General features: G+C 57.9%; 24 protein-coding genes. 11 read left to right on the top strand and 13 right to left on the bottom strand.

Annotated features, from left to right (window positions below; translation table 11 throughout):
* Positions 1-7 precede the first annotated feature (7 nt).
* A complete protein-coding gene (locus tag ACR0K5_RS08405; RefSeq protein ID WP_480629238.1) occupies positions 8-391 on the top strand; it encodes a bleomycin resistance protein in 384 nt (127 codons plus the stop codon).
* Between the two features lie 84 nt (positions 392-475).
* On the opposite strand, the gene ACR0K5_RS08400 is transcribed toward ACR0K5_RS08405, so the two are convergent.
* Together ACR0K5_RS08400 and ACR0K5_RS08395 are read right to left on the bottom strand one after the other, a co-directional pair.
* Positions 476-1,123 carry a response regulator transcription factor gene (locus ACR0K5_RS08400; RefSeq protein ID WP_480629237.1) on the bottom strand — a complete coding sequence of 216 codons (648 nt, stop codon included), beginning with the start codon at positions 1,121-1,123 and terminating at the stop codon, positions 476-478.
* Positions 1,120-2,553, bottom strand: coding sequence for a cache domain-containing protein (locus ACR0K5_RS08395; protein WP_480629236.1), 1,434 nt, complete (start codon positions 2,551-2,553; stop codon positions 1,120-1,122). Before ACR0K5_RS08395 ends, ACR0K5_RS08400 begins: the two co-directional genes overlap by 4 nt.
* A gap of 245 nt (positions 2,554-2,798) precedes the next feature.
* Here ACR0K5_RS08395 and ACR0K5_RS08390 point away from each other — a divergent pair, with 245 nt between their 5' ends.
* The 3 genes from ACR0K5_RS08390 (at position 2,799) to ACR0K5_RS08380 (ending at position 7,301) form a co-directional block, all read left to right on the top strand.
* A complete protein-coding gene (locus ACR0K5_RS08390; protein ID WP_480629235.1) occupies positions 2,799-3,881 on the top strand; it encodes a TRAP transporter substrate-binding protein in 1,083 nt (360 codons plus the stop codon).
* A 121-nt stretch (positions 3,882-4,002) separates the two neighbouring features.
* Positions 4,003-4,929 (top strand): TRAP transporter small permease subunit, encoded by a 927-nt coding sequence (locus ACR0K5_RS08385; RefSeq protein ID WP_480629234.1) that lies wholly within the window; start codon positions 4,003-4,005, stop codon positions 4,927-4,929.
* 17 nt (positions 4,930-4,946) lie between these two features.
* Complete coding sequence (locus ACR0K5_RS08380; protein WP_480629233.1) at positions 4,947-7,301, top strand: TRAP transporter large permease; 2,355 nt, start codon at positions 4,947-4,949, stop codon at positions 7,299-7,301.
* A gap of 130 nt (positions 7,302-7,431) precedes the next feature.
* Here the strand turns inward: ACR0K5_RS08380 and ACR0K5_RS08375 are convergent, their stop codons facing one another.
* The 5 genes from ACR0K5_RS08375 to ACR0K5_RS08355 form a co-directional block, all read right to left on the bottom strand.
* Positions 7,432-7,821 (bottom strand): VOC family protein, encoded by a 390-nt coding sequence (locus ACR0K5_RS08375; RefSeq protein ID WP_480629232.1) that lies wholly within the window; start codon positions 7,819-7,821, stop codon positions 7,432-7,434.
* Positions 7,822-7,828: 7 nt separating this feature from the next.
* Positions 7,829-8,653, bottom strand: coding sequence for an arginyltransferase (locus ACR0K5_RS08370; RefSeq protein WP_480629231.1), 825 nt, complete (start codon positions 8,651-8,653; stop codon positions 7,829-7,831).
* 75 nt (positions 8,654-8,728) lie between these two features.
* The gene (locus ACR0K5_RS08365) at positions 8,729-9,160 is read right to left on the bottom strand and encodes an RDD family protein (protein ID WP_480629230.1); all 432 of its coding nucleotides are present in this window, start codon (positions 9,158-9,160) and stop codon (positions 8,729-8,731) included.
* Between the two features lie 65 nt (positions 9,161-9,225).
* Positions 9,226-9,648, bottom strand: coding sequence for a DUF2852 domain-containing protein (locus ACR0K5_RS08360; protein ID WP_480629229.1), 423 nt, complete (start codon positions 9,646-9,648; stop codon positions 9,226-9,228).
* A gap of 344 nt (positions 9,649-9,992) precedes the next feature.
* A complete protein-coding gene (locus tag ACR0K5_RS08355; protein WP_480629371.1) occupies positions 9,993-10,460 on the bottom strand; it encodes an Lrp/AsnC family transcriptional regulator in 468 nt (155 codons plus the stop codon).
* A gap of 153 nt (positions 10,461-10,613) precedes the next feature.
* Here ACR0K5_RS08355 and ACR0K5_RS08350 point away from each other — a divergent pair, with 153 nt between their 5' ends.
* Genes ACR0K5_RS08350 through lpdA form a run of 5 tightly spaced genes read left to right on the top strand, consistent with a single transcriptional unit; the run spans position 10,614 to position 16,558 of the window.
* A complete protein-coding gene (locus ACR0K5_RS08350) occupies positions 10,614-11,687 on the top strand; it encodes a Leu/Phe/Val dehydrogenase (protein WP_480629228.1) in 1,074 nt (357 codons plus the stop codon).
* A complete protein-coding gene (locus tag ACR0K5_RS08345; RefSeq protein ID WP_480629227.1) occupies positions 11,684-12,919 on the top strand; it encodes a thiamine pyrophosphate-dependent enzyme in 1,236 nt (411 codons plus the stop codon). The genes ACR0K5_RS08350 and ACR0K5_RS08345 overlap by 4 nt, the downstream gene beginning before the upstream one ends.
* A gap of 3 nt (positions 12,920-12,922) precedes the next feature.
* The gene (locus ACR0K5_RS08340) at positions 12,923-13,936 is read left to right on the top strand and encodes an alpha-ketoacid dehydrogenase subunit beta (protein WP_480629226.1); all 1,014 of its coding nucleotides are present in this window, start codon (positions 12,923-12,925) and stop codon (positions 13,934-13,936) included.
* A 3-nt stretch (positions 13,937-13,939) separates the two neighbouring features.
* Positions 13,940-15,196, top strand: a complete 1,257-nt coding sequence (locus ACR0K5_RS08335) for a dihydrolipoamide acetyltransferase family protein (protein ID WP_480629225.1) — start codon at positions 13,940-13,942, stop codon at positions 15,194-15,196.
* Entirely contained in the window at positions 15,197-16,558 is a 1,362-nt protein-coding gene (lpdA, locus tag ACR0K5_RS08330; protein WP_480629224.1) for a dihydrolipoyl dehydrogenase, read from the top strand.
* Between the two features lie 293 nt (positions 16,559-16,851).
* On the opposite strand, the gene ACR0K5_RS08325 is transcribed toward lpdA, so the two are convergent.
* From ACR0K5_RS08325 to ACR0K5_RS08300, 6 genes are read right to left on the bottom strand one after another with little or no spacing between them, the layout of a single operon-like run.
* Positions 16,852-17,142: a hypothetical protein gene (locus ACR0K5_RS08325; RefSeq protein ID WP_480629223.1), complete on the bottom strand. Its 291-nt coding sequence runs from the start codon at positions 17,140-17,142 to the stop codon at positions 16,852-16,854.
* Entirely contained in the window at positions 17,139-18,119 is a 981-nt protein-coding gene (locus tag ACR0K5_RS08320; RefSeq protein WP_480629222.1) for a contractile injection system protein, VgrG/Pvc8 family, read from the bottom strand. Before ACR0K5_RS08320 ends, ACR0K5_RS08325 begins: the two co-directional genes overlap by 4 nt.
* Before the next feature lie 3 nt (positions 18,120-18,122).
* A complete protein-coding gene (locus tag ACR0K5_RS08315) occupies positions 18,123-18,326 on the bottom strand; it encodes a tail protein X (protein ID WP_480629221.1) in 204 nt (67 codons plus the stop codon).
* On the bottom strand, positions 18,323-18,754 hold the full coding sequence (locus ACR0K5_RS08310; protein WP_480629220.1) for a phage tail protein: 432 nt from the start codon (positions 18,752-18,754) through the stop codon (positions 18,323-18,325). The genes ACR0K5_RS08315 and ACR0K5_RS08310 overlap by 4 nt, the downstream gene beginning before the upstream one ends.
* Positions 18,754-18,948, bottom strand: coding sequence for a hypothetical protein (locus ACR0K5_RS08305; protein ID WP_480629219.1), 195 nt, complete (start codon positions 18,946-18,948; stop codon positions 18,754-18,756). Before ACR0K5_RS08305 ends, ACR0K5_RS08310 begins: the two co-directional genes overlap by 1 nt.
* The gene (locus ACR0K5_RS08300) at positions 18,945-19,511 is read right to left on the bottom strand and encodes a phage portal protein family protein (protein WP_480629218.1); all 567 of its coding nucleotides are present in this window, start codon (positions 19,509-19,511) and stop codon (positions 18,945-18,947) included. Before ACR0K5_RS08300 ends, ACR0K5_RS08305 begins: the two co-directional genes overlap by 4 nt.
* A 177-nt stretch (positions 19,512-19,688) precedes the next feature.
* Between ACR0K5_RS08300 and ACR0K5_RS08295 the strand changes: the two genes are divergently transcribed.
* Together ACR0K5_RS08295 and ACR0K5_RS08290 are read left to right on the top strand one after the other, a co-directional pair.
* A complete protein-coding gene (locus ACR0K5_RS08295) occupies positions 19,689-19,982 on the top strand; it encodes a hypothetical protein (protein ID WP_480629217.1) in 294 nt (97 codons plus the stop codon).
* A 614-nt stretch (positions 19,983-20,596) separates the two neighbouring features.
* Positions 20,597-20,980: a DUF4440 domain-containing protein gene (locus ACR0K5_RS08290; protein ID WP_480629216.1), complete on the top strand. Its 384-nt coding sequence runs from the start codon at positions 20,597-20,599 to the stop codon at positions 20,978-20,980.
* The last annotated feature ends 22 nt before the right edge of the window (positions 20,981-21,002 follow it).

The following is a 21,002-nucleotide window of genomic DNA, read 5'->3' as shown; positions in this document are numbered from 1 at the left end:
GACGCAGATGTCTGAGATATTGCACCTTACCCCGTTTGTGTTGTGTTCGTCCTTGCAGAACCAGATCGATTTCTATTGTGATCGCCTGGGTTTCAGGTGCGGGTTCAGGCAAGACAATTACGCCTTTCTGTCGCTCGGGCCAGTAGCCATTCGCCTGTTGGAATGTCCGCCGCGAGAAGATGGTCGGCCTTTGGGCGACGACCAGTCGTTTTACATCGATGTGACAGATATCGACACGTTGTATGCCAGCCTGCGCGACAGACTGGACGATCTGCCCGAAGGACGTGTGCGGCCGCCATTCGATCAGCCTTACATGCAGCGCGAGTTTCATGTGCTGGACGAAGACGGAACTTTGGTGTTCTTCGGTCAGGACATCAGACCAAGGGCATAGGTGCTCCCGCCCATCGTCAACGCGCCTGAGGCGCGTCTTCTCTGGTTGGGCCAGGCAGCGCTGCGCGCTGCGGGTGCTGACAACTCAAAAACCGACGCCAGTTCCTTGCAACACGCCATGTTCCAGCGCGTATCGTGTAAGCCCGGCGGTTGAGGAAATGCCGAGTTTACGCTTGATGTTCTTGCGATGCGTTTCGACTGTACGCACGGAGATATCCAGCGTTTGGGCGACTTCCTTGTTGGATTTGCCCTGCGCCAGCTCCAGCAGGATCGTCTGTTCCCGCCCCGTCAGGGCTTCACGCGCGTTATCCCCTTTGGGTTTCAACGACCCGCTGGCGCCGGTGCACAGATATTGTTCCCCCCGCATGACGGCATCGATGGCCTGTTTGATTTCTTCCGTGGGGACATCCTTGAGGACATAGCCCTTTGCGCCATGGTTGAGAGCTGTCGAAATATACTCGGGGCTGTCATGCATCGACAGGATCAGGATGCGCGTTTCCGGCAGGCGTTCGAGAATGATTTCCGTGGCGCTGAGCCCCCCAATGCCGGGCATATTGAGATCCATCAGGATCACATCGGGGGCGAGTTCAGCGGACTGTTCAACAGCGGCCTGTCCGCTGCCCAGCGATCCGACAACTTCAATCTCATCATAGCTTTCGAGGATGGACTGTATGCCCTCGGCCACCATCGGATGGTCGTCGACAATGAGGACTCGGGTGCTTTCGGCGCTCATGTACCGGCCTTTCGGTTCGGAATTGCGTCTTCCTGCGGGGGCAGAAGATGGCTCAGCGGCAGGCTGGCTTCGATTACTGTGCCACCGCGCGGTGCGCGTGATGACAGAATGCGCAGGGAGCCGTCAAGCTGTTCGATGCGCTCTTGCATGTTGCGCAAACCAATACCCGTACTGGGCGCGCCCGGATCAGTCCGCAATCCACGGCCATTATCGGTGATCCGCATGGTTGCGCCTTTTTTGTGCCCACGCAGGTCTATCGTAACATGAGTGGCTCCGGAATGGCGTTCGATATTGGTCAGCGCTTCTTGCGCGATACGATACAGGGCGATCTTGCTGTCCTGATCCAGCCGGTTGCGGAAGACGACGGTGGAGAATTCGGTCTCGATCCCGGTGCGGTCTCGGAAATCGTCGGTCAGAGCTTTCAGCGCAGGCCCGAGGCCCAGATCGTCCAGCACGCCGGGGCGAAGGTCGCGACTGATGCGGCGGACCTCGGTGATGGCGGTACCAAGATGGTCAATGCCTTTATTCAGCGGGTCGCGCGCTCCTGCGTCATCGCCGCGGGACAGACGGCGGCGCGCGTTGTCCAGCGCATAACGTACGCCGACAAGAATCTGGCTGATACCGTCATGCAACTCACGGGCAACCCGGCCACGTTCTTCTTCCTGAGCGTCAAAAACGCGCTGAGTCAGCTCCTTCAGCTTGGCATCCGCCAGTCTCCGCTCACGGATGTTCAGCAACATGCCTGATGCAAAGACGATGAGCACAGCTGCGACGACGATCGCCCCGATATACATGAACGTGCGCTGTACGCGGGCTTCGACCTCGGCCCTTGCATTGGCTACCGTTGCGACGATGTCGTCGATGAAGACACCTGTGCCCACAACCCAGCGCCAGTCTTGCAGACCCACGACATAGGCGATCATCTGCGCCTCTTCCCCGGTCGACGGCTTTTGCCACATGAAGTTGTGCCAGCCAGACCCCTGACGGGCGAGGCGAATGAATTCATCAACGATGGGCGTGCCGTCGCTGTCGGTCAGCCCTTCCCAGTTCCGGTTGATGAACTGCGTCTGGCGGGGACTGACCAGATTGGTGCCGTCATAATCGTAGACAAAGAAGAACCCGTCCTGACCATAAATCATTGCCGACAGGATCTGGGACACAAGATTTTTTGCAACCTCGTCGCTTGGCTCTGCCCGGCCATATATGTAAGCAAACCCGTTGCGCGCCTGTGTCACGTAGTTGCGCAGCTCTTCTTTCTTGGCTTCGATCAGGCTGCGTTCCAGCGCTTCGATCTCACGCTCGGCAGTTGCGCGCGCTTCATAGGCCACAAGCACAGCAATTGCGGCCACTGCCACTACCAGCGGGATTGCTGCGACTAACGAAAGCTTCTGCGCATAGGTCAATGAGACCAGATGTCGGAGTCTTTGCATGGACGAATCGATACGCAAGCAGCGGCTAAAATGCAAAAGGATTGGGGCAATCCCCGGGAAAACCGGGTGAAAGGCGGCGTTCATGCCGGTGTTCCGTCGGGTTTTTATCAGTAAATCTGAAAGAATTGGCGACTCTACGCAGTACTAGGTATTCCCTTTCGCCCCGGTCACTTTAGGCTGACGCGCACTGAATGCGACAGGTCCGGTTTTGCCGGATCAAGACTATTAAGGGGAGGAACACTCATATGGATCGTCGTTCATTTCTAAAAAAATCCGCGCTGGGCGGCTCGGCTGCTGCAGCAACCGCACTTGCGGCACCGGCCTATGCTCAGGGCCAGCGCACTCTGACCATGGTGACCTCATGGGGTCGTGGTCTGGCGGGCGTGTTTGACAGCGCGCAACGTTGTGCCGACAGCATCAACGCCATGTCGGACGGCAGCCTGAATGTTGAGATCAAGGCAGCAGGCGAGCTGGTTGGCGCGTTCGAAGTGTTTGACGCGGTATCGTCCGGTCAGGCAGACATGTACCACGCGGCTGACTATTACTTTGTGGGTCAGCACCCGGGCTATGCGTTCTTCACGGCTGTTCCGTTCGGCATGACCGCTCAGGAAATGGTGAACTGGTATTACCAGGATGGCGGCATGGAGTTGCATGACGAACTGGGTCAGATCTTTGGCCTGAAGTCGTTCCTGGCCGGTAACACCGGCGCGCAGGCGGGCGGCTGGTACTCGAAAGAGATCAACAGCCCTGAAGACTTCAACGGTCTGAAGTTCCGTATGCCGGGTCTGGGCGGCAAAGCCTTGGGCAAACTGGGTGCGTCGGTACAGAACATTCCGGGTTCGGAAGTGTATCAGGCGCTGTCATCCGGCGCGATCGACGGTACCGAGTGGATCGGTCCGTGGGCGGACGAGAAAGCCGGTTTCCAGGAAATCACCAAAGTGTACTACACCGCCGGTTTCCACGAGCCGAACGCAGGTCTGTCGCTGGCAACCAACCGCGACGTCTTTGAAAGCCTGACACCTGGGCAGCAGAAGATCATCGAGATCGCTGCTGGCGAGTGCCACCAGTGGAACCTGTCGCAGTTCCTGGCCAACAACGGTGCCGCGCTGCAGCGTCTGCAGTCGGGTGGCGTAAAAGTCATGGAATTCCCGGACAGCGTCTGGGATGCGTTTGGTGCGGCCAGCCAGGAAGTGCTGGACGAGAACATGGGCGACGAGCTGTTCAAGAAAATCCACGACAGCGCGATGGCATCGTCGGCATCGTCGGCCGGCTGGCTGGACCTGTCGTCGGGCGTTTACACCACGCAGCGTAACCGCGTACGCGGCTAATCGCAAAAACTATGCTAGAATGGTTTCCCCGCTTCTGCGGGGAAACCTTTCACGTTGCACATGCGCGGCCTGGACAAAGCCGCCATAAACAGCAGTGCAACCGATACGACCTGGGGACAACATGCAGGACGAAAACGGTATCTCGTTCTTTGGCGCCCTGTGGAATGGACTGATCTGGTTCATTCAGAACATCGCCGAAGCCTTCATCAATTTCGGATACGCCATCACGCATCCGCAACTCTGGCTGAACTGGTCGGACAAAGAAGCAATCATGCGCTTTGTTTACTACGGCGGATCGGTCGAGTTCTTCTTTGTGGTGTTTACCTTGTTTCTGGTTCTGACAGCCATCGGGCTGTACTACCGGAACTTCATGTGGGGTATAGTCCGCGGACTAGAGGGTTTCGCGAACACCACCGGGCGCTTTTTCGCGTGGGCAGGTCTTTTGATGGTGATCCAGCAGATTGTCATCGTGTTCATGCAGCGGGTCTTTACCCGCCCCGATATGTCCTTTGGTCTGGGTATTCCGTTCCAGATGGATATCAGCTGGTTCGCTGAAGAGTTGAAGCTTTATAATGCGATGGTCGTGTGCCTGTGTTGTACCTACACCTTTGCGCAGGGCGGGCACGTTCGGGTTGATCTGATCTATGCCGGTGTCAGTCACCGAACGAAGCGTGTGATCGATATGCTGGGCGCGCTGTTGTTCATGATGCCGATGGCTGTGCTGACCTGGATGTACGGGTGGTACTTCATGTGGCGGCATCTGATCGTGCCGAAACCTTCGGCCAGCGACACGCTGGATCGTCTGGTGATGAAGTCCCGCGCGCTGCGCTGGAATGTGGAAACCATCGGGTTCAGCCCAAACGGGTTCAACGCTTACTTCCTGTTCAAGATCTTGTTGGTGGCCTTTGCGGGCATGGTGTTCCTGCACGCCATTGCCTTCCTGTATCGGTCGTATCTGGAATATGTGGAAGGGCCGGACAGCGTTGGAAAATACCTCGACAAGGACAGCCTTGGCGAGGGTGAAGAAGCCTACGAAGGCGCACATTAGGGACGGAGACCCAGACTATGTTATTCGGACTTGATGGCGTCGAGATAGGCCTCATTATCGTATTCTTCTGCCTTTTCGGAGGCATTCTATCCGGGTTCCCGGTGGCCTTTGCCATCGGCGGCGCCGGGGTAATCTCATTCGGGATCATCGCCGCGTTAGACAGTGCTGGTCTGTTGATCCACCAGGCAATCGACACGGGGTCTCAGGCTTATCGGGACGTTGTAAACTCCGGGGTAAAACCTGATGTCATATCCGTATTCCGATACCCGGACTTACCAAGGATAGCCGAGCCGGTCTTTGTCTCGGGCTGGGAAACCGCACTGGACCGCAACGTTTCGTTCATCGTGAATCGCATGAACGAGCGAGTGCTGGCGGGGCAGTCCATCGAGACTTTGCTTGCCGTGCTGATGTTCGTTCTGATGGGCATTACGCTGGAGCGCTCGAAAATCGCCAACGACCTGCTGACGACGATGGCACGCGTTTTTGGCCCGCTTCCGGGTGGTCTGGCCGTGTCGATTGTGGTTGTGGGGGCATTCCTTGCGGCTTCGACCGGCATCGTTGGCGCGACCGTGGTGACAATGGGCCTGCTTGCTCTGCCAACCATGTTGCGGAACAACTACTCGCCTGAACTCGCAACCGGTGTAATCGCAGCTTCGGGAACGCTGGGGCAGATCATTCCACCGTCGATCGTGATCGTCCTGCTTGGCACGCTGGCGGGCGACTTGTATTCGACCGCACAAGAAACGCGAGCTGTTGAGGCAGGATGTACTGATGCGCTGACCTATCTGGGAGAGCCTGCGGTCGTATCGGTCGGGACACTGTTCCAAGCGGCGCTACTACCGGGTATCCTTCTGGCGCTGCTATACGCTCTGTATGCATTTGGTTACGCGTTGCTGAATCCACATAAGGCGCCCGCCGTTGCGATGTCGGGTGGGTCAGGGGAGCCGATCACCCGCTCTGAAGGTCTGACATGGCTGCTGGGCGCTCCGGTAGCGCTGATTGTTGGTGTAGTTCTGTTGGGCAATGTCGGTGTGATTGGCAGCCAGAATATCTCTGTCTCGGCTTTCTCGGACATCGGACAGGGCGCATCGCTGCGCACCAATGTGTCAGAAGAGTGCAAGGTTGCGATGATCGACCTGCACGGTCAGTCCGCGTGGGATCAAGCTGTCGCCGAGCAGGAAGCCATCGACGCGGCTGGTGGAGCATCTGAATCACAGCGCCTGACCGAGGAAGAGCTGGCAGCAGCCCAGCAGGAACGGATCGCAGCGGCAGCCCCGATTGGAACAGGTGTGGCCGTTGTTGTCCTGCTGTTGGGTCTGACATTGGTTCTCGGCCGCGGTATCGCACCGTCGCGTGCGCCGCAGCCGTTGATCCTGGGTGCGATTGGTTTGCTGCTGATGTTGCTGGTGGATATTCTGATGATTTCGCCGACCACATCGTCCGGCGCGACTTTCCTGTTGCTCGCCTTGCCATTCGCGTTGGCCATGTATGGCTGTAGAGAGGCTGCGGCGCGCTGTGCCACCAATGATCTGATCCGCGTGGTCTTCCCGCCGCTGGTTTTGATCATCGCGGTGCTGGGATCGATCCTGGGTGGCGTGACCAACCCAACACCGGCGGCTGCGCTGGGTGCTGGCGGCGCGATCATGCTGGCGGCGTATCGCAAGCTGCAGGATCAGGGCCGGCCCGGTAAAGTGATCATCTGGTCGACCTTTGCCGTGATCATTGCATTGCTGATGGGGGTCAACTTTGACCTGCGCATCAATCAGGGCAATGTGACGCTGGAAACCTGGATCGCGTTCATCATTGCCTATGCGTCATACCTGTATGCCCTGTTCGGGCTGCTGTTCGGGTGCTGGGTTTTGTATTCCAGCGGCGTCCTGACCCCGGTGGTGCGCGAGACGGCCAAGGTGACCTCGATGGTGTTTACCATCCTGATCGGCTCGCAGTTGCTGAACCTCGTGGTGATCTCATTCGGAGGGGAGCACTATATCCAGCAATTCCTGAAGAGCTTTGACAACGAATTCACGGTCTTCCTGATCGTGATGCTGGTGCTGTTCATCCTGGGCTTCGTGCTGGACTTCCTCGAGATCATCTACATCGTGATCCCCATCGTGGGCCCGGTGATCTATGGCGGGTCGTTTGATCCGAAATGGGTGACGATCATGGTGGCGGTGAACCTGCAGACGTCGTTCCTGACGCCACCGTTCGGGTTTGCGTTGTTCTACTTGCGAGGCGTGGCGCCAAAAGAGGTGACAACCGGTCATATCTATCGCGGTATCATACCGTTTGTTCTGATCCAGGTTGTAGGGATTGCGATCCTGTGGTTCTTCCCGGCGATTGTCACAATCGTTCCTGATCTGATCCCGAACTGATCAGATTAATTCAAATGCAAAGGGGGCCTGAGGGCCCCCTTTTCTTTTTGAAATCAGGGAAGGGGCCAGCCCCTTCTTGGCCTGCAGCCAATTCATCCCCGGGATATTTTGGGCCAGATGAAGAGGCGGATCAGGAGAATTGGATCAGGTCCCAGCGATTGCCGAAGGGATCGCGCCAGACGGCGACGCTGCCATAGGGTTCAAAGCGGGGGGCTTCTTCGAAATGGACGCCTTTGGATAGCATCTCTGTGTGGTCGCGCTGGAAGTCATCGGTTTGCAGGAAGAACCCTACACGGCCACCGGTCTGGTTACCGATGGCAGCGCGCTGTTCGGGTCCGTCGGCTTTGGCCAGAAGAAGGGCGCCGCAGTCTGAACCCGGTGGTGTGATCAGGACCCAGCGTTTTCCGTCTCCGAGATCAATGTCTTTCAAGACCTGGAAACTAAGTCGTTCCGTATAAAACGCGATTGCGTCATCGTAATCCGGCACCACAAGGGTGACGGCATGCAGGTTCTGTTTCATGGGATGGTTAGCCCTTGGTCGGGTGGCGGTCCGGTAGCTGGATATTGGCCACTTGCTCGGCAATCGGAGCGGCGGACAGAGGATGTTGTGATGAGCCGCAAAAGGCCTTCGGATCTCTGATTTTTTGCCAATCGCCTTGTATGTAGGCCTCGAGTCCGGAGAATTTGGCTTTGTAGCCCATCTTGGGGCTGCCGGGGACCCAGTAACCCAGGTAAATATAGGGCAGGCCTGCTTCGCGCGCGATGTCAATGTGGTCCAGAATCATATAGGTGCCCAGAGAATTCTGAGGCTGGTTTGGATCGTAGAAGGAATAGACCATGCTCAGCCCATCGTCGAGCACATCGGTCAGGCTGACAGCGATCAGGTCGCGGGTGTCCGGATCCGCATATTCCACTACGCGGCTTCGGATCGGGGTTTCTTCGATCATCGCCGCAAACTCGAACACGTCCATATCGGCCATACCGCCATCGGCGTGCCGGGTGTCGAGGTAACGGCGAAACAGTTCGTATTGTTCGTCTGTAGCCCAGGGCGACGTCGCGCGGCGCTGCAGATACCCGTTTCGTTTTACCGTCCGTTTCTGGCTTTTGGTCGGGCGGAAGGCCGAGACATCGATCCGGGCCGAAAGGCAAGCTGCACAATCGGTGCAGGAGGGACGGTAGAGCACATTCTGCGACCGGCGAAACCCCTGTTGCGACAGCGAGTTGTTCAGCTGCTCGGCACCTTCGCCCTGAAGGGCGGTGAACAGCTTACGCTCCATCCTGCCGTCGAGATAAGGGCAGGGTTGCGGGGCCGTGACATAAAATTGTGGCGCAATTGGCAGCGTGTGTCGCATGAAGGTCCCATGTAGCCTCGGGTGGGATGATAGCAACCGTTCCCAAGGCCGCCAAGTGTTTCACGCAACCTCGCTTCAGGCCCGTTGATTGATCATAACGGTGCCCAGAAAGCTGTCGGTTAGTCCCTGACCGCGGGCGCTGGTCAACATCATGATGACCGAGATGATCTGGATCACGGCAAACGTCATGCTGACGAAGTAGCCGGCGGTGTGGGCTATGGCCTTGCCCAAATCCATCCTCTCGCCAAAAGAGTCCCGCAGTTCGATGCCCATGAACCGCATACCCAGCGTCGCTGAGCCGTTGGCGATCGTCACCACGCGGTAGACAAAGCTGATAACCGCATAAATCACGGCTAGGAAAAACAGACCCAGAAACGCGGTAAAGAGAACCGCCACCGTGCAGAGCAGCGAAATGAAGGCGACGTCAAACAGCCACGCGACAAAGCGTTTGCTCGTAACCGAGCGGTAGAAATCGGGTTGGGTATCCGGGTCAGGCAGGTGATTCATTCGACAGGTCCGAAAAAGAGTGTTAGGGCACCCTGTCCCAGAATGCGGGGACAGGGCAAGGTCAATCAGGCAGGCTCGCCTTTGCCGCCTTCTTCATGGTTCTCGCGGGCACGTTCGTCCATGAACTCGTCGAATTCGGCCTTGTCCTTGGCATCGCGCAGGCGGCGCAGGAAAGCTTCAAAGTCCTGCTGTTCGCGTTCCAGGCGGGCCAGAGTGTCTGCCTTATAGGCGTCAAATGCGCTGTTGCCGGATGGCTTCATCGCGCTCATGTGGCTGTGCCAGGATTTGCGGCGGCTGCAGGATTTGCTGAACATGCGTTTGCTCCAGATCATGTAAGCCAGAAGGGCGAGGCCAACAGGCCAGAAGAAGATGAAACCAAGGACCATTGCGGCGATCCAGGCCCCTTTGCCTTTGTCATCCAGCCAGGCCTCAATTCGGTAAAGCCATCCCGGATTTGCGGGGACGGCGGGGTCGGACAGTGCGGTCATTTGAGCTCTCCAGGGTTGATGTAAACTCTTTTCACATTGTCTAGATGGGGTCGCTGTTGGGTGTTGCAAGGGGTCAATGTGAAAAAGATTTACATTAGCTATTCGGTTACCGATGAACAATTCAGTCGCAGGTTGCGGGAATGGATGTAGCGCGCCACGGTTTCTTGCAATTTTTGACACGGAAGTGTGCAGCAACTCTAAACTCAGGCTGAAGTGAGCCCCTACCGGACCTCCACCACCGTTTGAGGCTTCGCTCGTGCAGCATGTCGCGATCCGTAGTAACCGGACGCTAGACTTATAAGGTTGGAAAGCCGGATTAGCCCAGGCGAAACTGGCTCTGGTTCTCAATAAGGGATGCGCGCCCGGCTGATGAATCGGCGTAGGGCGAACCGCGAGCGCACAACGCGTAAACCCGGCAGCCGCATTAGTTTTGTCTGCAGGAACGTCTCGAACTCTTCGAGGCTTTCAACGGCAACTTCCAGAAGGAAATCCTGTGCGCCTGTCATCAACGTTCCGGTCACCACCTCGTCAAACAGCGCGACCTGACGTTGGAAGTCGGCCACTTTTTCCGCGTCCTGCCGTTCGAGTTCGACCGAGACGAAAGCCGTGATCGGAAAGCCCGCTGTTTTACGGTCGATACAGGCGCTGTAACCCGAAATCAGCCCGGATTCCTCAAGACGCGCTAATCGGCGTTTGCAAGGTGTAGCGGACAGGCCGATGCGTTCCGACAGTTGGACCAAGGACATGCGTCCGTCCTCTTGCAATGCGCGAATAATCTCTCGATCTAATTGATCAGTAGTGAAAGGCACTATGGATACCCCTAAGAACTAGTGGAAATCACTCCATTTGGTTCAAGATACCTTGTAAAAGCGGTTTTTCAACCCGGCACAGGACCATAATCTGGAAGTGATGATCCTGACAGATCGAAAAGACTAAACCCAGCCATGCAAACAAATGGTGAAACTATGCCCCTGATCCTCACAGAAGAAACTCCGCCACCCGGATATGAACGTCTGATCTTTGCCGAGGATACCAGCAGCGGATTACAGGCTTACATCTGTCTGCATTCGACGGTTTGCGGCCCGGCGGCGGGTGGCTGCCGAATGTGGGCCTACGACAGTCGTGACGCTGCGCGCGAGGATGTGGTGCGACTGGCACGCGGTATGACGGCCAAAAATGTCATGGCCGGCCTTGGGCTGGGTGGTGGTAAATCGGTGATCATCGGCAATGCCCGCAAAGACAAAACTCCGGCTATGCTGCGTGCCTTTGGCCGCGCAGTCGATGCGCTGGAGGGACAGTATTACACGGCCGAAGATGTTGGCTTCTCGCCGGAAGACATACGAATTGTGGCTGAGGAAACGGAATTCGCGGTTGGCCTTGAAGGGGGCGAGCATGGCAGCGGCGACCCGTCACCCTTTACCGCGGAAGGGGTTTTCCAATGCCTGAAGGTTGGTGCCAGCGACGTGTTTGGCAGCGCTGACCTGACCGGGCGCCGCGTACTGGTTCAGGGTCTGGGCCATGTGGGCATGAGCCTGGCGGAAAAACTGCACGCTGCGGGCGCGTCGCTGATCGTGTCGGACATCAATCAGGCGGCGCTGGATTTGGCCCGCGATCAGTTGCGTGCGGATATCTGCCCCGTGGATCAGGTCTTTGACGCACAGGTGGACATTTTCGCGCCCTGCGCGCTGGGCGGTATTCTGACTCATGACAGTGCGCAGAAACTGTCGGCGCGGTTGGTCTGTGGCGCGGCCAACAACCAATTGGCGGAAGATGAAGTTGCCGAGACCCTTCGCGCGCGCGGAATTCGCTATCTGCCAGATTACGTAGTTAATGCAGGCGGCATCATCAGCGTGGCAGGTGAAATCCACAAGGCGGGTGAGGTATATCGCCAGTCCAGGCTCAAGGAAATCGCGACGCGTATTGCCGAGATCCTCGAAACCTCGAAACGCACCGGCCATTCGACCACGATGGTAGCGGATCAGATTGTCGATGACATTCTGGATCGCGCCCGTGATCACCGTCAGGAGGGGGCGGCATGAGCGATTCAATTAAACCGTTGTCGCTGAATGTACCCGAACCGGGTTGCCGCCCAGGCGATACGCCGGATTTCTCGGATTTCGAAATCCCCCGCGCTGGTGAAGTTCCCCGGCCGCCGGTCGATGTCGCTGCGGATGACATTCGTGACATGGCATTTTCCATTGTTCGAGTGCTGAACAAAGAGGGGCAGGCAGTTGGCGACTGGGCAGGTGCGTTGACACCTGATGAGTTGCGAACCGGCTTGCGCCATATGCTGACCCTGCGCGCCTTTGACAAGCGCATGCTGATGGCACAGCGTCAGGGCAAGACCAGTTTCTATATGCAGCATCTGGGCGAGGAGGCGATCAGCTGCGCATTCGCGCGTGCTTTGCGCCCCGGAGACATGAACTTCCCGACATATCGTCAGGCCGGCCTGCTGGTTGCGGTGGACTACCCGATGCTGACGATGATGAACCAGATCTATTCCAACGCCAATGATCCGCTGCACGGGCGGCAGTTGCCGATCATGTACACATCGAAGGAACACGGGTTCTTTTCGATCTCAGGCAATCTGGGCACGCAATTCGTACAGTCGGTGGGCTGGGCCATGGCCTCGGCCATTTCAGGGGATACCAAGATTGCCGCCGGTTGGATTGGGGACGGTTCAACCGCGGAAAGCGATTTTCATGCGGCGATGGTGTTTGCTTCCACCTACAAGGCACCGGTGGTTCTGAACATCGTTAACAACCAATGGGCTATTTCGACCTTTCAGGGAATCGCCCGAGGCGGTGTGGGCACATTTGCCGCGCGCGGTCATGGGTTCGGCATTCCTTCGCTTCGTGTCGATGGCAACGACTATCTGGCCGTTCATGCGGTCGCCAAGTGGGCCGCCGAACGCGCGCGCCAGGGGTTGGGTCCGACCTTGATCGAGTACGTGACTTACCGTGCTGGGGGGCATTCTTCGTCGGACGATCCCTCGGCCTATCGCTCGGGTGAGGAAGCCAGCGCCTGGCCGCTGGGCGATCCGATAGAGCGGCTGAAACAGCATCTGATCACAATCGGCGAATGGTCCTACGAACGCCATACGCAGGCCGAGGCCGAAATCATGGATGAGGTCATTGCGACGCAAAAACAGGCCGAGAGTGTCGGTACCCTGGGTGACGGTAAGGCTCCATCGCCGCGCGACATGTTCGAAGGTGTCTATGAAACGATGCCGCCGCATCTGATCCGGCAGCGCCAGCAAGCGGGGTATTGAGAGATGGCCCAAATGACAATGATCGAAGCTATTCGCGACGCCCATGATGTGGCAATGGGTGCCGACGACCGAGTGGTGGTGTTTGGTGAGGATGTGGGGTTTTTCGGTGGCGTCTTCCGCTGCACCGCCGGCCTGCAGGAGAAGTACGGAAAGAGCCGCTGTTTCGATGCGCCGATCAACGAAAGCGGCATCGTCGGTACTGCAATCGGTATGGCCGCGTATGGTCTGAAACCGGTGATCGAGATTCAGTTCGCCGATTATGTTTATCCCGCCTATGATCAGATCGTGAGTGAGGCCGCGCGCTTGCGCCATCGCTCGAACGCCGATTTCACCTGCCCGCTTGTCATCCGCATGCCCACGGGCGGCGGTATTTTTGGCGGCCAGACCCACAGTCAGAGCCCAGAGGCGCTGTTTACCCATGTGTCGGGCCTAAAGGTGGTGATGCCGTCCAACCCCGTGGACGCCAAGGGGCTGCTGCTTGCTTCGATTGCCGACCCTGATCCGGTGATTTTTCTGGAGCCCAAGCGGCTTTATAACGGGCCGTTTGACGGGCACCATGACAAGCCGCTGACAACCTGGAAAAAGCATGCACAGGGCGACGTCCCTGAAGGCGATGAGATCGTGCCGCTGGGTAAGGCCAAGATCACTCGCGAGGGGGCGGATGTGACCGTCTTGGCCTACGGGACCATGGTTTACGTAGCCGAGGCCGCCGCAAAGGAAACCGGCATTGACGCTGAGGTGATCGACCTGCGGACACTCATGCCGTTGGATCTGGAAACGATCACCGCCTCGGTGAAGAAGACCGGCCGCTGCGTGATCGTGCATGAAGCCACGCGCACCTGCGGTTTTGGCGCCGAACTGCTGAGCCTGGTGCAAGAGGAATGCTTTTATCACCTCGAGGCACCAATCATCCGGGTCACCGGTTGGGACACACCCTATCCGCATGCCCAGGAATGGCAGTATTTCCCGGGCCCAATGCGTGTGGGTGAAGCCCTCAACACTGTCATGGAGGACTGAGCCATGGGCGTGCACATAATCCGCCTTCCGGACATTGGCGAAGGTATCGCCGAAGCTGAGTTGACCGAATGGCAGGTCAAGCCCGGTGATATCGTCAGGGAAGACGATATTCTGGCTGTGGTGATGACCGACAAGGCTGCGGTCGAAGTGCCATCTTCCGTGGATGGCAAGGTTCTGGAACTGGGTGGGGAGATCGGCGAGTTGATGGCCGTTGGTGCCACTCTGATCCGCATCGAGGTCGACGGCGAAGGCAACGAAGGCGATGCGCCTGCCGCGGCCGAGGCGACCGATGTTGAGCCCGAACCTGAGCCAGAGCCGAAGGTCGAGCCCACGTCTGAACCTGCAAGAGCTCCGGAACAGGCCGCGCCCGCAGTCGCGCGCGCCCAAGGCACCAAGCCGCTGGCCTCTCCTTCGGTACGCGCCCGTGCCCGTGAAGAAGGTATTGACCTGCGCCAGGTGCCGGGGTCCGGTCCAGCCTCGCGGATCAGCCACAGCGATCTGGACCAGTGGATTGCCTCTGGCGGGATTCAACAGGGTCAAATCTCCCGAGGAACCAACACCGGTATCGAAGAGGTGCGCGTCATCGGCATGCGTCGCAAGATCGCCGAAAAGATGCAGCTTTCAAAACGCCAGATCCCGCATATTACCATCGTCGAAGAGGTTGAAATCGAGTCTCTCGACTCGCTGCGGGTGGCACTGAACGACAAGCACAAGGGTGATAGGCCAAAGCTGACCATGCTGCCGTTCCTGATGCGCGCGATTGTTGAAGCGGTGCGCGAACAGCCCGAACTGAACGCTCGCTACGATGACGAGGCCGGTATAATCCATCGCCATGGCGGGGTGCATGTTGGCATCGCCACCCAGACGCCAAACGGGCTGAATGTGCCGGTGATCCGCCACGCCGAAGCGGGCAGCCTGTGGGACAATGCCGCCGAGCTGACCCGTCTGGCCGAGGCCGCCCGTGACGGCACGATCAAGCGCGAGGAATTGCAGGGGGGCACCATCACCATCACCTCGCTCGGGCCCTTGGGCGCGCTGGCCACCACTCCAATCATCAACCACCCCGAAGTGGCTATTGTCGGCGTTAACAAAATGCAGATCCGCCCGGTTTGGGACGGCCAGCAGTTCCAACCGCGCAAGATGATGAACATCTCGTGTAGCTTCGATCACCGGGTGGTCGATGGCTGGGATGCGGCCGTTTTCGTGCAGAAACTGAAATCCTTGCTGGAAACCCCGGCCATGCTGTTTGTGGAGGGCTGAATGTCGGACCTGAAATGTAAGTTGCTGATCATCGGCGCTGGTCCCGGCGGGTATGTTTGCGCCATTCGTGCGGGCCAGTTGGGCATCGACACGATCGTAGTGGACGAAGCCAAGCCCGGCGGCACCTGTCTGAACGTGGGCTGTATCCCCTCCAAGGCGCTAATCCACGCTGCCGACGAGTTTCACCGGATCACTTCGGTTAATGACGGCCCGCTGGGCATCACCGCCCCAGCCCCGAAAATTGACCTCGCCAAGACTGTTGCTTGGAAGGACGGTATCGTCAAACGGCTGAAAACCGGTGTCTCGGGCCTAATGAAAAAGGCAGGCGTCAGGTTCGTGTCGGGCTGCGCCCGGTTTCTGGATGGAAAGACCGTGTTGGTCAGCGATACTGATGGCGAGAGCCGTGAAATCACTGCTGAATACATCGTCATTGCGTCGGGTTCGGCCCCGGTCGAACTGCCTTTCCTGCCATTTGGCGGCGATATCCTGTCTTCGACCGAAGCTCTGGCACTGGGTGACGTGCCTGAAAGCCTTGCCGTTGTCGGCGGCGGTTATATAGGGCTGGAATTGGGCACGGCCTTTGCCAAACTGGGTACCAAGGTCACGGTGGTCGAGGCCGAAGCCCGCATTCTGCCCACCTATGACAAAGCGCTGACTGCACCGGTGGCGAAACGTCTGTCGGCTCTGAACGTCACTGTCATGACCGACACCAAGGCGCAGGGCTATTCCGAAGGTGTTTTGGCCACGGATCAGGGTAATGTTGTCGCCGACAAGGTACTGGTGACCGTCGGCCGCCGCCCGCGCACCCATGGCATCGGGGTCGAAGAACTTTCGCTAACGATGGACGGCCCGTTCATTCAGATCGACGAGACCTGTCAGAGCTCGATGCGGGGCATCTATGCAATTGGGGACGTCACAGGCGAGCCCATGCTCGCGCATCGCGCCATGGCGCAGGGCGAAATGGTCGCCGAACATATCGCGGGTCACACTGTCGAGTGGGACAAACGCGCGATCCCCGCAGTCTGTTTCACCGATCCCGAGATCGTCACCTGTGGTGCTCTGCCCGGTGAAATCGACGGTACAAAGGCCAGCGATTTTCCGTTGGCAGCCAACGGTCGGGCCATGACATGCGAACGAGAAGACGGATTTGTCCGCGTGGTCTGGCGAGAAAGCGACCATGCTGTCGTGGGCATTCAGGCTGTCGGCGCGCAGATGTCGGAACTCTCGGCGGCCTTCTCGCTCGCCATCGAAATGGGAGCATGCCTTGAGGACATAGGCGCAACTATCCACGCCCACCCAACCCAGTCTGAAGGCCTGCAGGAAGCCTGCCTCAAAGCGCTGGGTAAGGCGCTGCATATCTGAAGTTTGGACTGAACTTATGTCAGCGCGGCTTCTGTCATGCAGGTCTTATCATGGAAATCGAACCCGGCGTTTATTGACGCGCTTCCGAGGTCTTGCAAAGTGGAGATACCTGCGCATTGCTGCCTTTTGTGGCGACCAGTGTTGTACTTGCAGCGAATGGCGATTTCGTGGCCAAGATGGCAAGGTTCTCGTGTCTTTCAGTCGTTTGCAGCCTCTATTAAATTGGCGTACCCATCGCGGTACTCAAACGAGCCAATCTGCCTGCCGATCCGCACTGCGAGGTAAAACACCACCTACAGGATCAACGCGGCCGGGACAGTCACGACTGCAAAAGACCAACGTTGGGTCAGCGCGTCTTTGGTCATGGCGACAAAGAACTTCCAATCGCAGCGGGCGCGATCCCAGCGATCTCCGCCGACGATGTAGCCAAAATCATGATGTCGCCAGCTTGCGTCCCTGAAGAACCAACTGGCGGTTTCCGTGATCAGTTTGCGCATCCAGTCGGGCATCCAATAGGGGCCGACGCCGTTGCCAAAGTTCAGTTTCTGGTCTTCGGTCAGATCGTCAAAGCTGGGACGTTTCATGATTGTGCCTTTTCGTTGTCGCGTTCCGCTTCGAAAGAGGTGGTCAGGGTGTTGGCCATCCGGTGCGTGACTTTCGTGACCAGCCATTCCCCTTCCAGTTTTGGGTTCACCCCGCGCAAGTGGGTCTTCGACTCGGCCGACAAGTCACCCCTGAACCCTGCGAGGGTCATGTTGATCTTACCGGATGTCCGTTCGGCCCGGTCTAGCGCGGCCTGAGCGGCGCGGTGCGCTTCCTCGGCCGAGCTGTAAGGATGGCGCAGCGCCAACTGGGGCTGCTTGTCGCCGACCTGTACCTTGTGGACCGTAGCCGCACCCAGCTCGGCCCATTCGGCCACGACGCTACCATAGCGCCCGCGACCCGTGATCTGGAACGTGCCCCGCGTGAAGTCTGACAGATGGAAGTCAAAGGTGGGCAAATCGCTGCCGTCGCCGGATTTCGCCTCGCCGCGTTTGACGAAGACCAGGGCACCGCCTGCAGGTTTGGCAACCGCATCCAGATCCCGCGCGATGCGGGTCAGGAAGTTCAGGTCGCTTTCCGAGGTTTGTGCCTGGTACTCAAACGTTTTGCCCTTCAGTCTGTCGCTGATAACCGGCGTCAAGCCATGCTCGGACGCGATCTTGTTGACGATGCCGTCCACGGACGCGTTCGGCCAGTCGCGGGTTTTCCGGGCGCGGATTGCGCCCAGCATGTCAGCCGCCTTTGCGTCGATTGTCAGTGTTGCCGGGTCGAAGTCACCCGACAGCTCATCGACCACAAAACGGCCCATCGACACCAGATTGCCGGTAAAGTCCATTGCGATCTCCAGCGCCGCTCCGGTCGGAGGCAGGGCCAGTTGAAATTCGCGGTTGTCCACACGGATCTGTGCTGTGTCGGATTTGGACCCGGCCTCGTCCGTGATGGTCATACTGATCATCCGGTCCTGAAACGCCGAGGTGACATCGGAGCCGTTAGCGAGAATGCGAAAGTCGATTTCCACAGGTCAGCCCCACAACCGCTTCGGTGTGCGTACCGGGTTTTGCTGGATAGTGGGCAGGGTGATCACCAGCCCCTTGGGAAGGATTGGCCCCATTGCCGCCAGACCAGGGTTGGCCTCATAGACGACACCAGCATAGTCTTCGCGACCGAAATGGGCTTTGCAGATTTCGTCCACTATGTCGCCGTCAATGGTTCGGTACGTTGTCACAGTATGCTCCCAATCAAGCTTGTAATGCCCTGCGCATCCGGGCCGTAGGATTTCAGTGTCAGTGAGAACTCGATCTGGCGGGGGGCACCGTCAGCCATGAAGTAGCTTTTGCGCTCTTCGACCTGAACGATAACCCAACGCTTCCAGACCCAGCCCAGCCCGTCCACCATCATCAACGGCGTCTTCAGCGCGGCCTGCGCCCGCATCAATTCCACCTGCCGCAAACCGCCTTTGAAATGCGGGCAAATGACCCCTTCAATGGTGATCTGCTGGGCGCTCTGTCCCGAGTATTGCAGGGCGGCTTCGCGGCCGATCCGGTTGACCTCGGTCCAGCGATACCCGGCGCTGCGCGTCATCTTTTGGTAAGCCCCGTTCGACATACCGAACCGGAACACACCGAGTGCCATCATCACACCGCCAAACTGCATCAGTAATCCACCCCGTCGTGAAGGTCTGCGTTTCGCTGTTTCCTGAGGCGCTCCATCTCTTCCCGAACCATGCGGGCGATCTTGGCCGGGTCTGTTCCTGGCGGCGGTGCGATCGAGATGTTGATCGTGTCGCCGCCACGAACGCGCTGAAAGCCACCAGACAGAGCCGAGATCGGCGGGCGGGTGTCGATCATACCAGACAGCTCGTTTGCATTCGGGGCCACGGTTGCCACCGAACCGGCCAAAGCGGACGCCGCCAGAGCTGATTGAAGGGCGCGGGTGGGCAGGATCGATCCTGAAACACCGGGCACGAACAGCTCTCGGCCGCGTTCGCCGACCATGTAGGGAACGCCCGCTCGTACTGGACCTCCGCTGTCCCGGCCGGGGATGCTGTCTTCGTTGTTGCCGCAAAGCCGGCAACCATGTCGGCTTCATCGATCAGACGTACTTCGCGGCCAGTTTCCCGATCAAAGGTGAAGAAACAGGGATCGCGGTGGATGAACTCCTGCACTGTCCAGTTCCGCTTACCGCGTTTCCAGTCTATCTCGACCTGGCTAAATCCTTTTCCCAGTGCATCCAGCAGATCCTCGGCAAGATCTGTGAATCCATCATGGTCGGCCAGGTTTTCCGGCACGTCTTTTGCGATCTTCTTGTCCAGATCGCTGTCCGATGCGGGCTTGTCGATCGGCGCAACACCGGAAACAGCGCGTTTGCGGATGCCCAGCACCGACTGATAGCGCGTGTCCTGCTCTTCCATTTCTTCAGCGAGAACGAGGTAATCGTGCAGGTTGCCTTCGTTGGCAGCGGCAAGGATGCCCGCCAGCCGAACAGGGGTCAGTCCCGACGCAACGGTCGGAGCTCATGCTTGCCGAACGCCTGTGATACCCGACTCGGCAACCCGTTTGACAAGCGACTGAGTGCGAACAGGGCGACCGTGTTGGTCCAGCAGTTGCGCCATCACCGTACTCCTTTGTTGGCCCGGAACCTGCTCAACGACGCCAAGCGTCAGAAGCTACACTTCATTCCTGACGATCTAATGGAGCAATACCCGATCGACGCTATGCATTGGGAATGCACCAGGTTGGTTGTCGACAACATTAGTCTGAACGCAACGGCCCGAGCGTTGGCGTTGAAGGCAGTAGGCTGTGGTCTCTGCGACATTACCAACCGAAGCGGAGGCAAATGGCTCCTGTCACTGTCACCGATGAGCTTTGGTCGCTTGCTATGATCGATAGGATATGACGCCGTTCCGATCTGCAGGAAGTACAACGGCGTCGAGGATGGCAGACCATACAGGGCATTCAAGATGCCCGGAAACCCGACAGAAAACGATCAACTATGCAGCCCAATGCTTACTGACCGTCGGCCAGAACTTGAAACCAACACGCTGTTGCAGCGACTTCTGACCAACGCGGCTTGGTCAATAATTGGTTCCCAGAAAAGCTTGTTCGTTCCACAAGGTGCTAAACGGTTAAGGCATTAAAACAAAAAAGAAAAATCTTTTTTCTGGTAAGCCCGAAACGAACCGGGCGAGAAATTTCTCGGTTCCGTGTGCCAAGAATGAAGAGAGTTTCGGACAACTCACGCGCCACAAACGCTCCAAAAGCCTTGTTTACATGATGTTCAACGTGCGTTCGGGCTTTTGCAGATTATGCTGTCACAATCAAAGCGACTTCCGCGTAAACGCCCTTTTCAACGGTAATTGAAAACCACTATGGTTCGGGCCAGTCAAACGGAGCAAAGTATATATGAGCCCTTTTTTTCAACGCCCATCCGCACTCTTCCGGCTTTACCCGGCATCTTCCGGTTTCCTGTAATAATATGTGTCACACAACAATGGATATGACAGAACACAGAGCAGCACCTGCGCTGAACGAAATTCTCGATCTGGAAAAGCAGGTCTGGACGGCGCTGGTGGACGGCAATGCAAATGCGGATCGGGCATTGTTGAGCGCGGATTTTTTAGGGGTTTACCCCACGGGCTTTGCTAATCGCGACGATCATGTTGGGCAATTCGCAGACGCACCGACGATGGCAAGGTTTGACCTGAGCGATGAGAGATTGCGCGTTCTGACACCGGATATCGTTCTGCTGACCTACCGTGCCGATTATCTGCGCCCGGGTGCGACAGAACGCGAAGCGATGCTGATTTCTTCGTTGTGGGAACGAAGAAATGACGTCTGGGTGAACAGTTTCAGTCAGGATACGCCTGTGCAGGAAACCTGATCAGAATGCCCCATTGACGATC

The organism is Ruegeria sp. AB9 (assembly GCF_056542585.1).
The sequence above is the reverse complement of the archived record's forward strand: the minus strand, read 5'-3'. Positions and strand labels throughout refer to the sequence as shown.

Coding starts and splice junctions, on each gene's coding strand:
- ACR0K5_RS08390 (WP_480629235.1), top strand. CDS start 2,799: ATGGATCGTCGTTCATTTCTAAAAAAATCCGCGCTGGGCGGCTCGGCT.
- ACR0K5_RS08350 (WP_480629228.1), top strand. CDS start 10,614: ATGCCCCTGATCCTCACAGAAGAAACTCCGCCACCCGGATATGAACGT.
- ACR0K5_RS08400 (WP_480629237.1), bottom strand. CDS start 1,123: ATGAGCGCCGAAAGCACCCGAGTCCTCATTGTCGACGACCATCCGATG.
- lpdA (WP_480629224.1), top strand. CDS start 15,197: ATGTCGGACCTGAAATGTAAGTTGCTGATCATCGGCGCTGGTCCCGGC.
- ACR0K5_RS08395 (WP_480629236.1), bottom strand. CDS start 2,553: ATGCAAAGACTCCGACATCTGGTCTCATTGACCTATGCGCAGAAGCTT.
- ACR0K5_RS08340 (WP_480629226.1), top strand. CDS start 12,923: ATGGCCCAAATGACAATGATCGAAGCTATTCGCGACGCCCATGATGTG.
- ACR0K5_RS08345 (WP_480629227.1), top strand. CDS start 11,684: ATGAGCGATTCAATTAAACCGTTGTCGCTGAATGTACCCGAACCGGGT.
- ACR0K5_RS08300 (WP_480629218.1), bottom strand. CDS start 19,511: ATGGAAGAGCAGGACACGCGCTATCAGTCGGTGCTGGGCATCCGCAAA.
- ACR0K5_RS08305 (WP_480629219.1), bottom strand. CDS start 18,948: ATGATCGACACCCGCCCGCCGATCTCGGCTCTGTCTGGTGGCTTTCAG.
- ACR0K5_RS08385 (WP_480629234.1), top strand. CDS start 4,003: ATGCAGGACGAAAACGGTATCTCGTTCTTTGGCGCCCTGTGGAATGGA.
- ACR0K5_RS08365 (WP_480629230.1), bottom strand. CDS start 9,160: ATGAATCACCTGCCTGACCCGGATACCCAACCCGATTTCTACCGCTCG.
- ACR0K5_RS08335 (WP_480629225.1), top strand. CDS start 13,940: ATGGGCGTGCACATAATCCGCCTTCCGGACATTGGCGAAGGTATCGCC.
- ACR0K5_RS08405 (WP_480629238.1), top strand. CDS start 8: ATGTCTGAGATATTGCACCTTACCCCGTTTGTGTTGTGTTCGTCCTTG.
- ACR0K5_RS08375 (WP_480629232.1), bottom strand. CDS start 7,821: ATGAAACAGAACCTGCATGCCGTCACCCTTGTGGTGCCGGATTACGAT.
- ACR0K5_RS08310 (WP_480629220.1), bottom strand. CDS start 18,754: ATGCAGTTTGGCGGTGTGATGATGGCACTCGGTGTGTTCCGGTTCGGT.
- ACR0K5_RS08380 (WP_480629233.1), top strand. CDS start 4,947: ATGTTATTCGGACTTGATGGCGTCGAGATAGGCCTCATTATCGTATTC.
- ACR0K5_RS08360 (WP_480629229.1), bottom strand. CDS start 9,648: ATGACCGCACTGTCCGACCCCGCCGTCCCCGCAAATCCGGGATGGCTT.
- ACR0K5_RS08290 (WP_480629216.1), top strand. CDS start 20,597: ATGACAGAACACAGAGCAGCACCTGCGCTGAACGAAATTCTCGATCTG.
- ACR0K5_RS08325 (WP_480629223.1), bottom strand. CDS start 17,142: ATGAAACGTCCCAGCTTTGACGATCTGACCGAAGACCAGAAACTGAAC.
- ACR0K5_RS08370 (WP_480629231.1), bottom strand. CDS start 8,653: ATGCGACACACGCTGCCAATTGCGCCACAATTTTATGTCACGGCCCCG.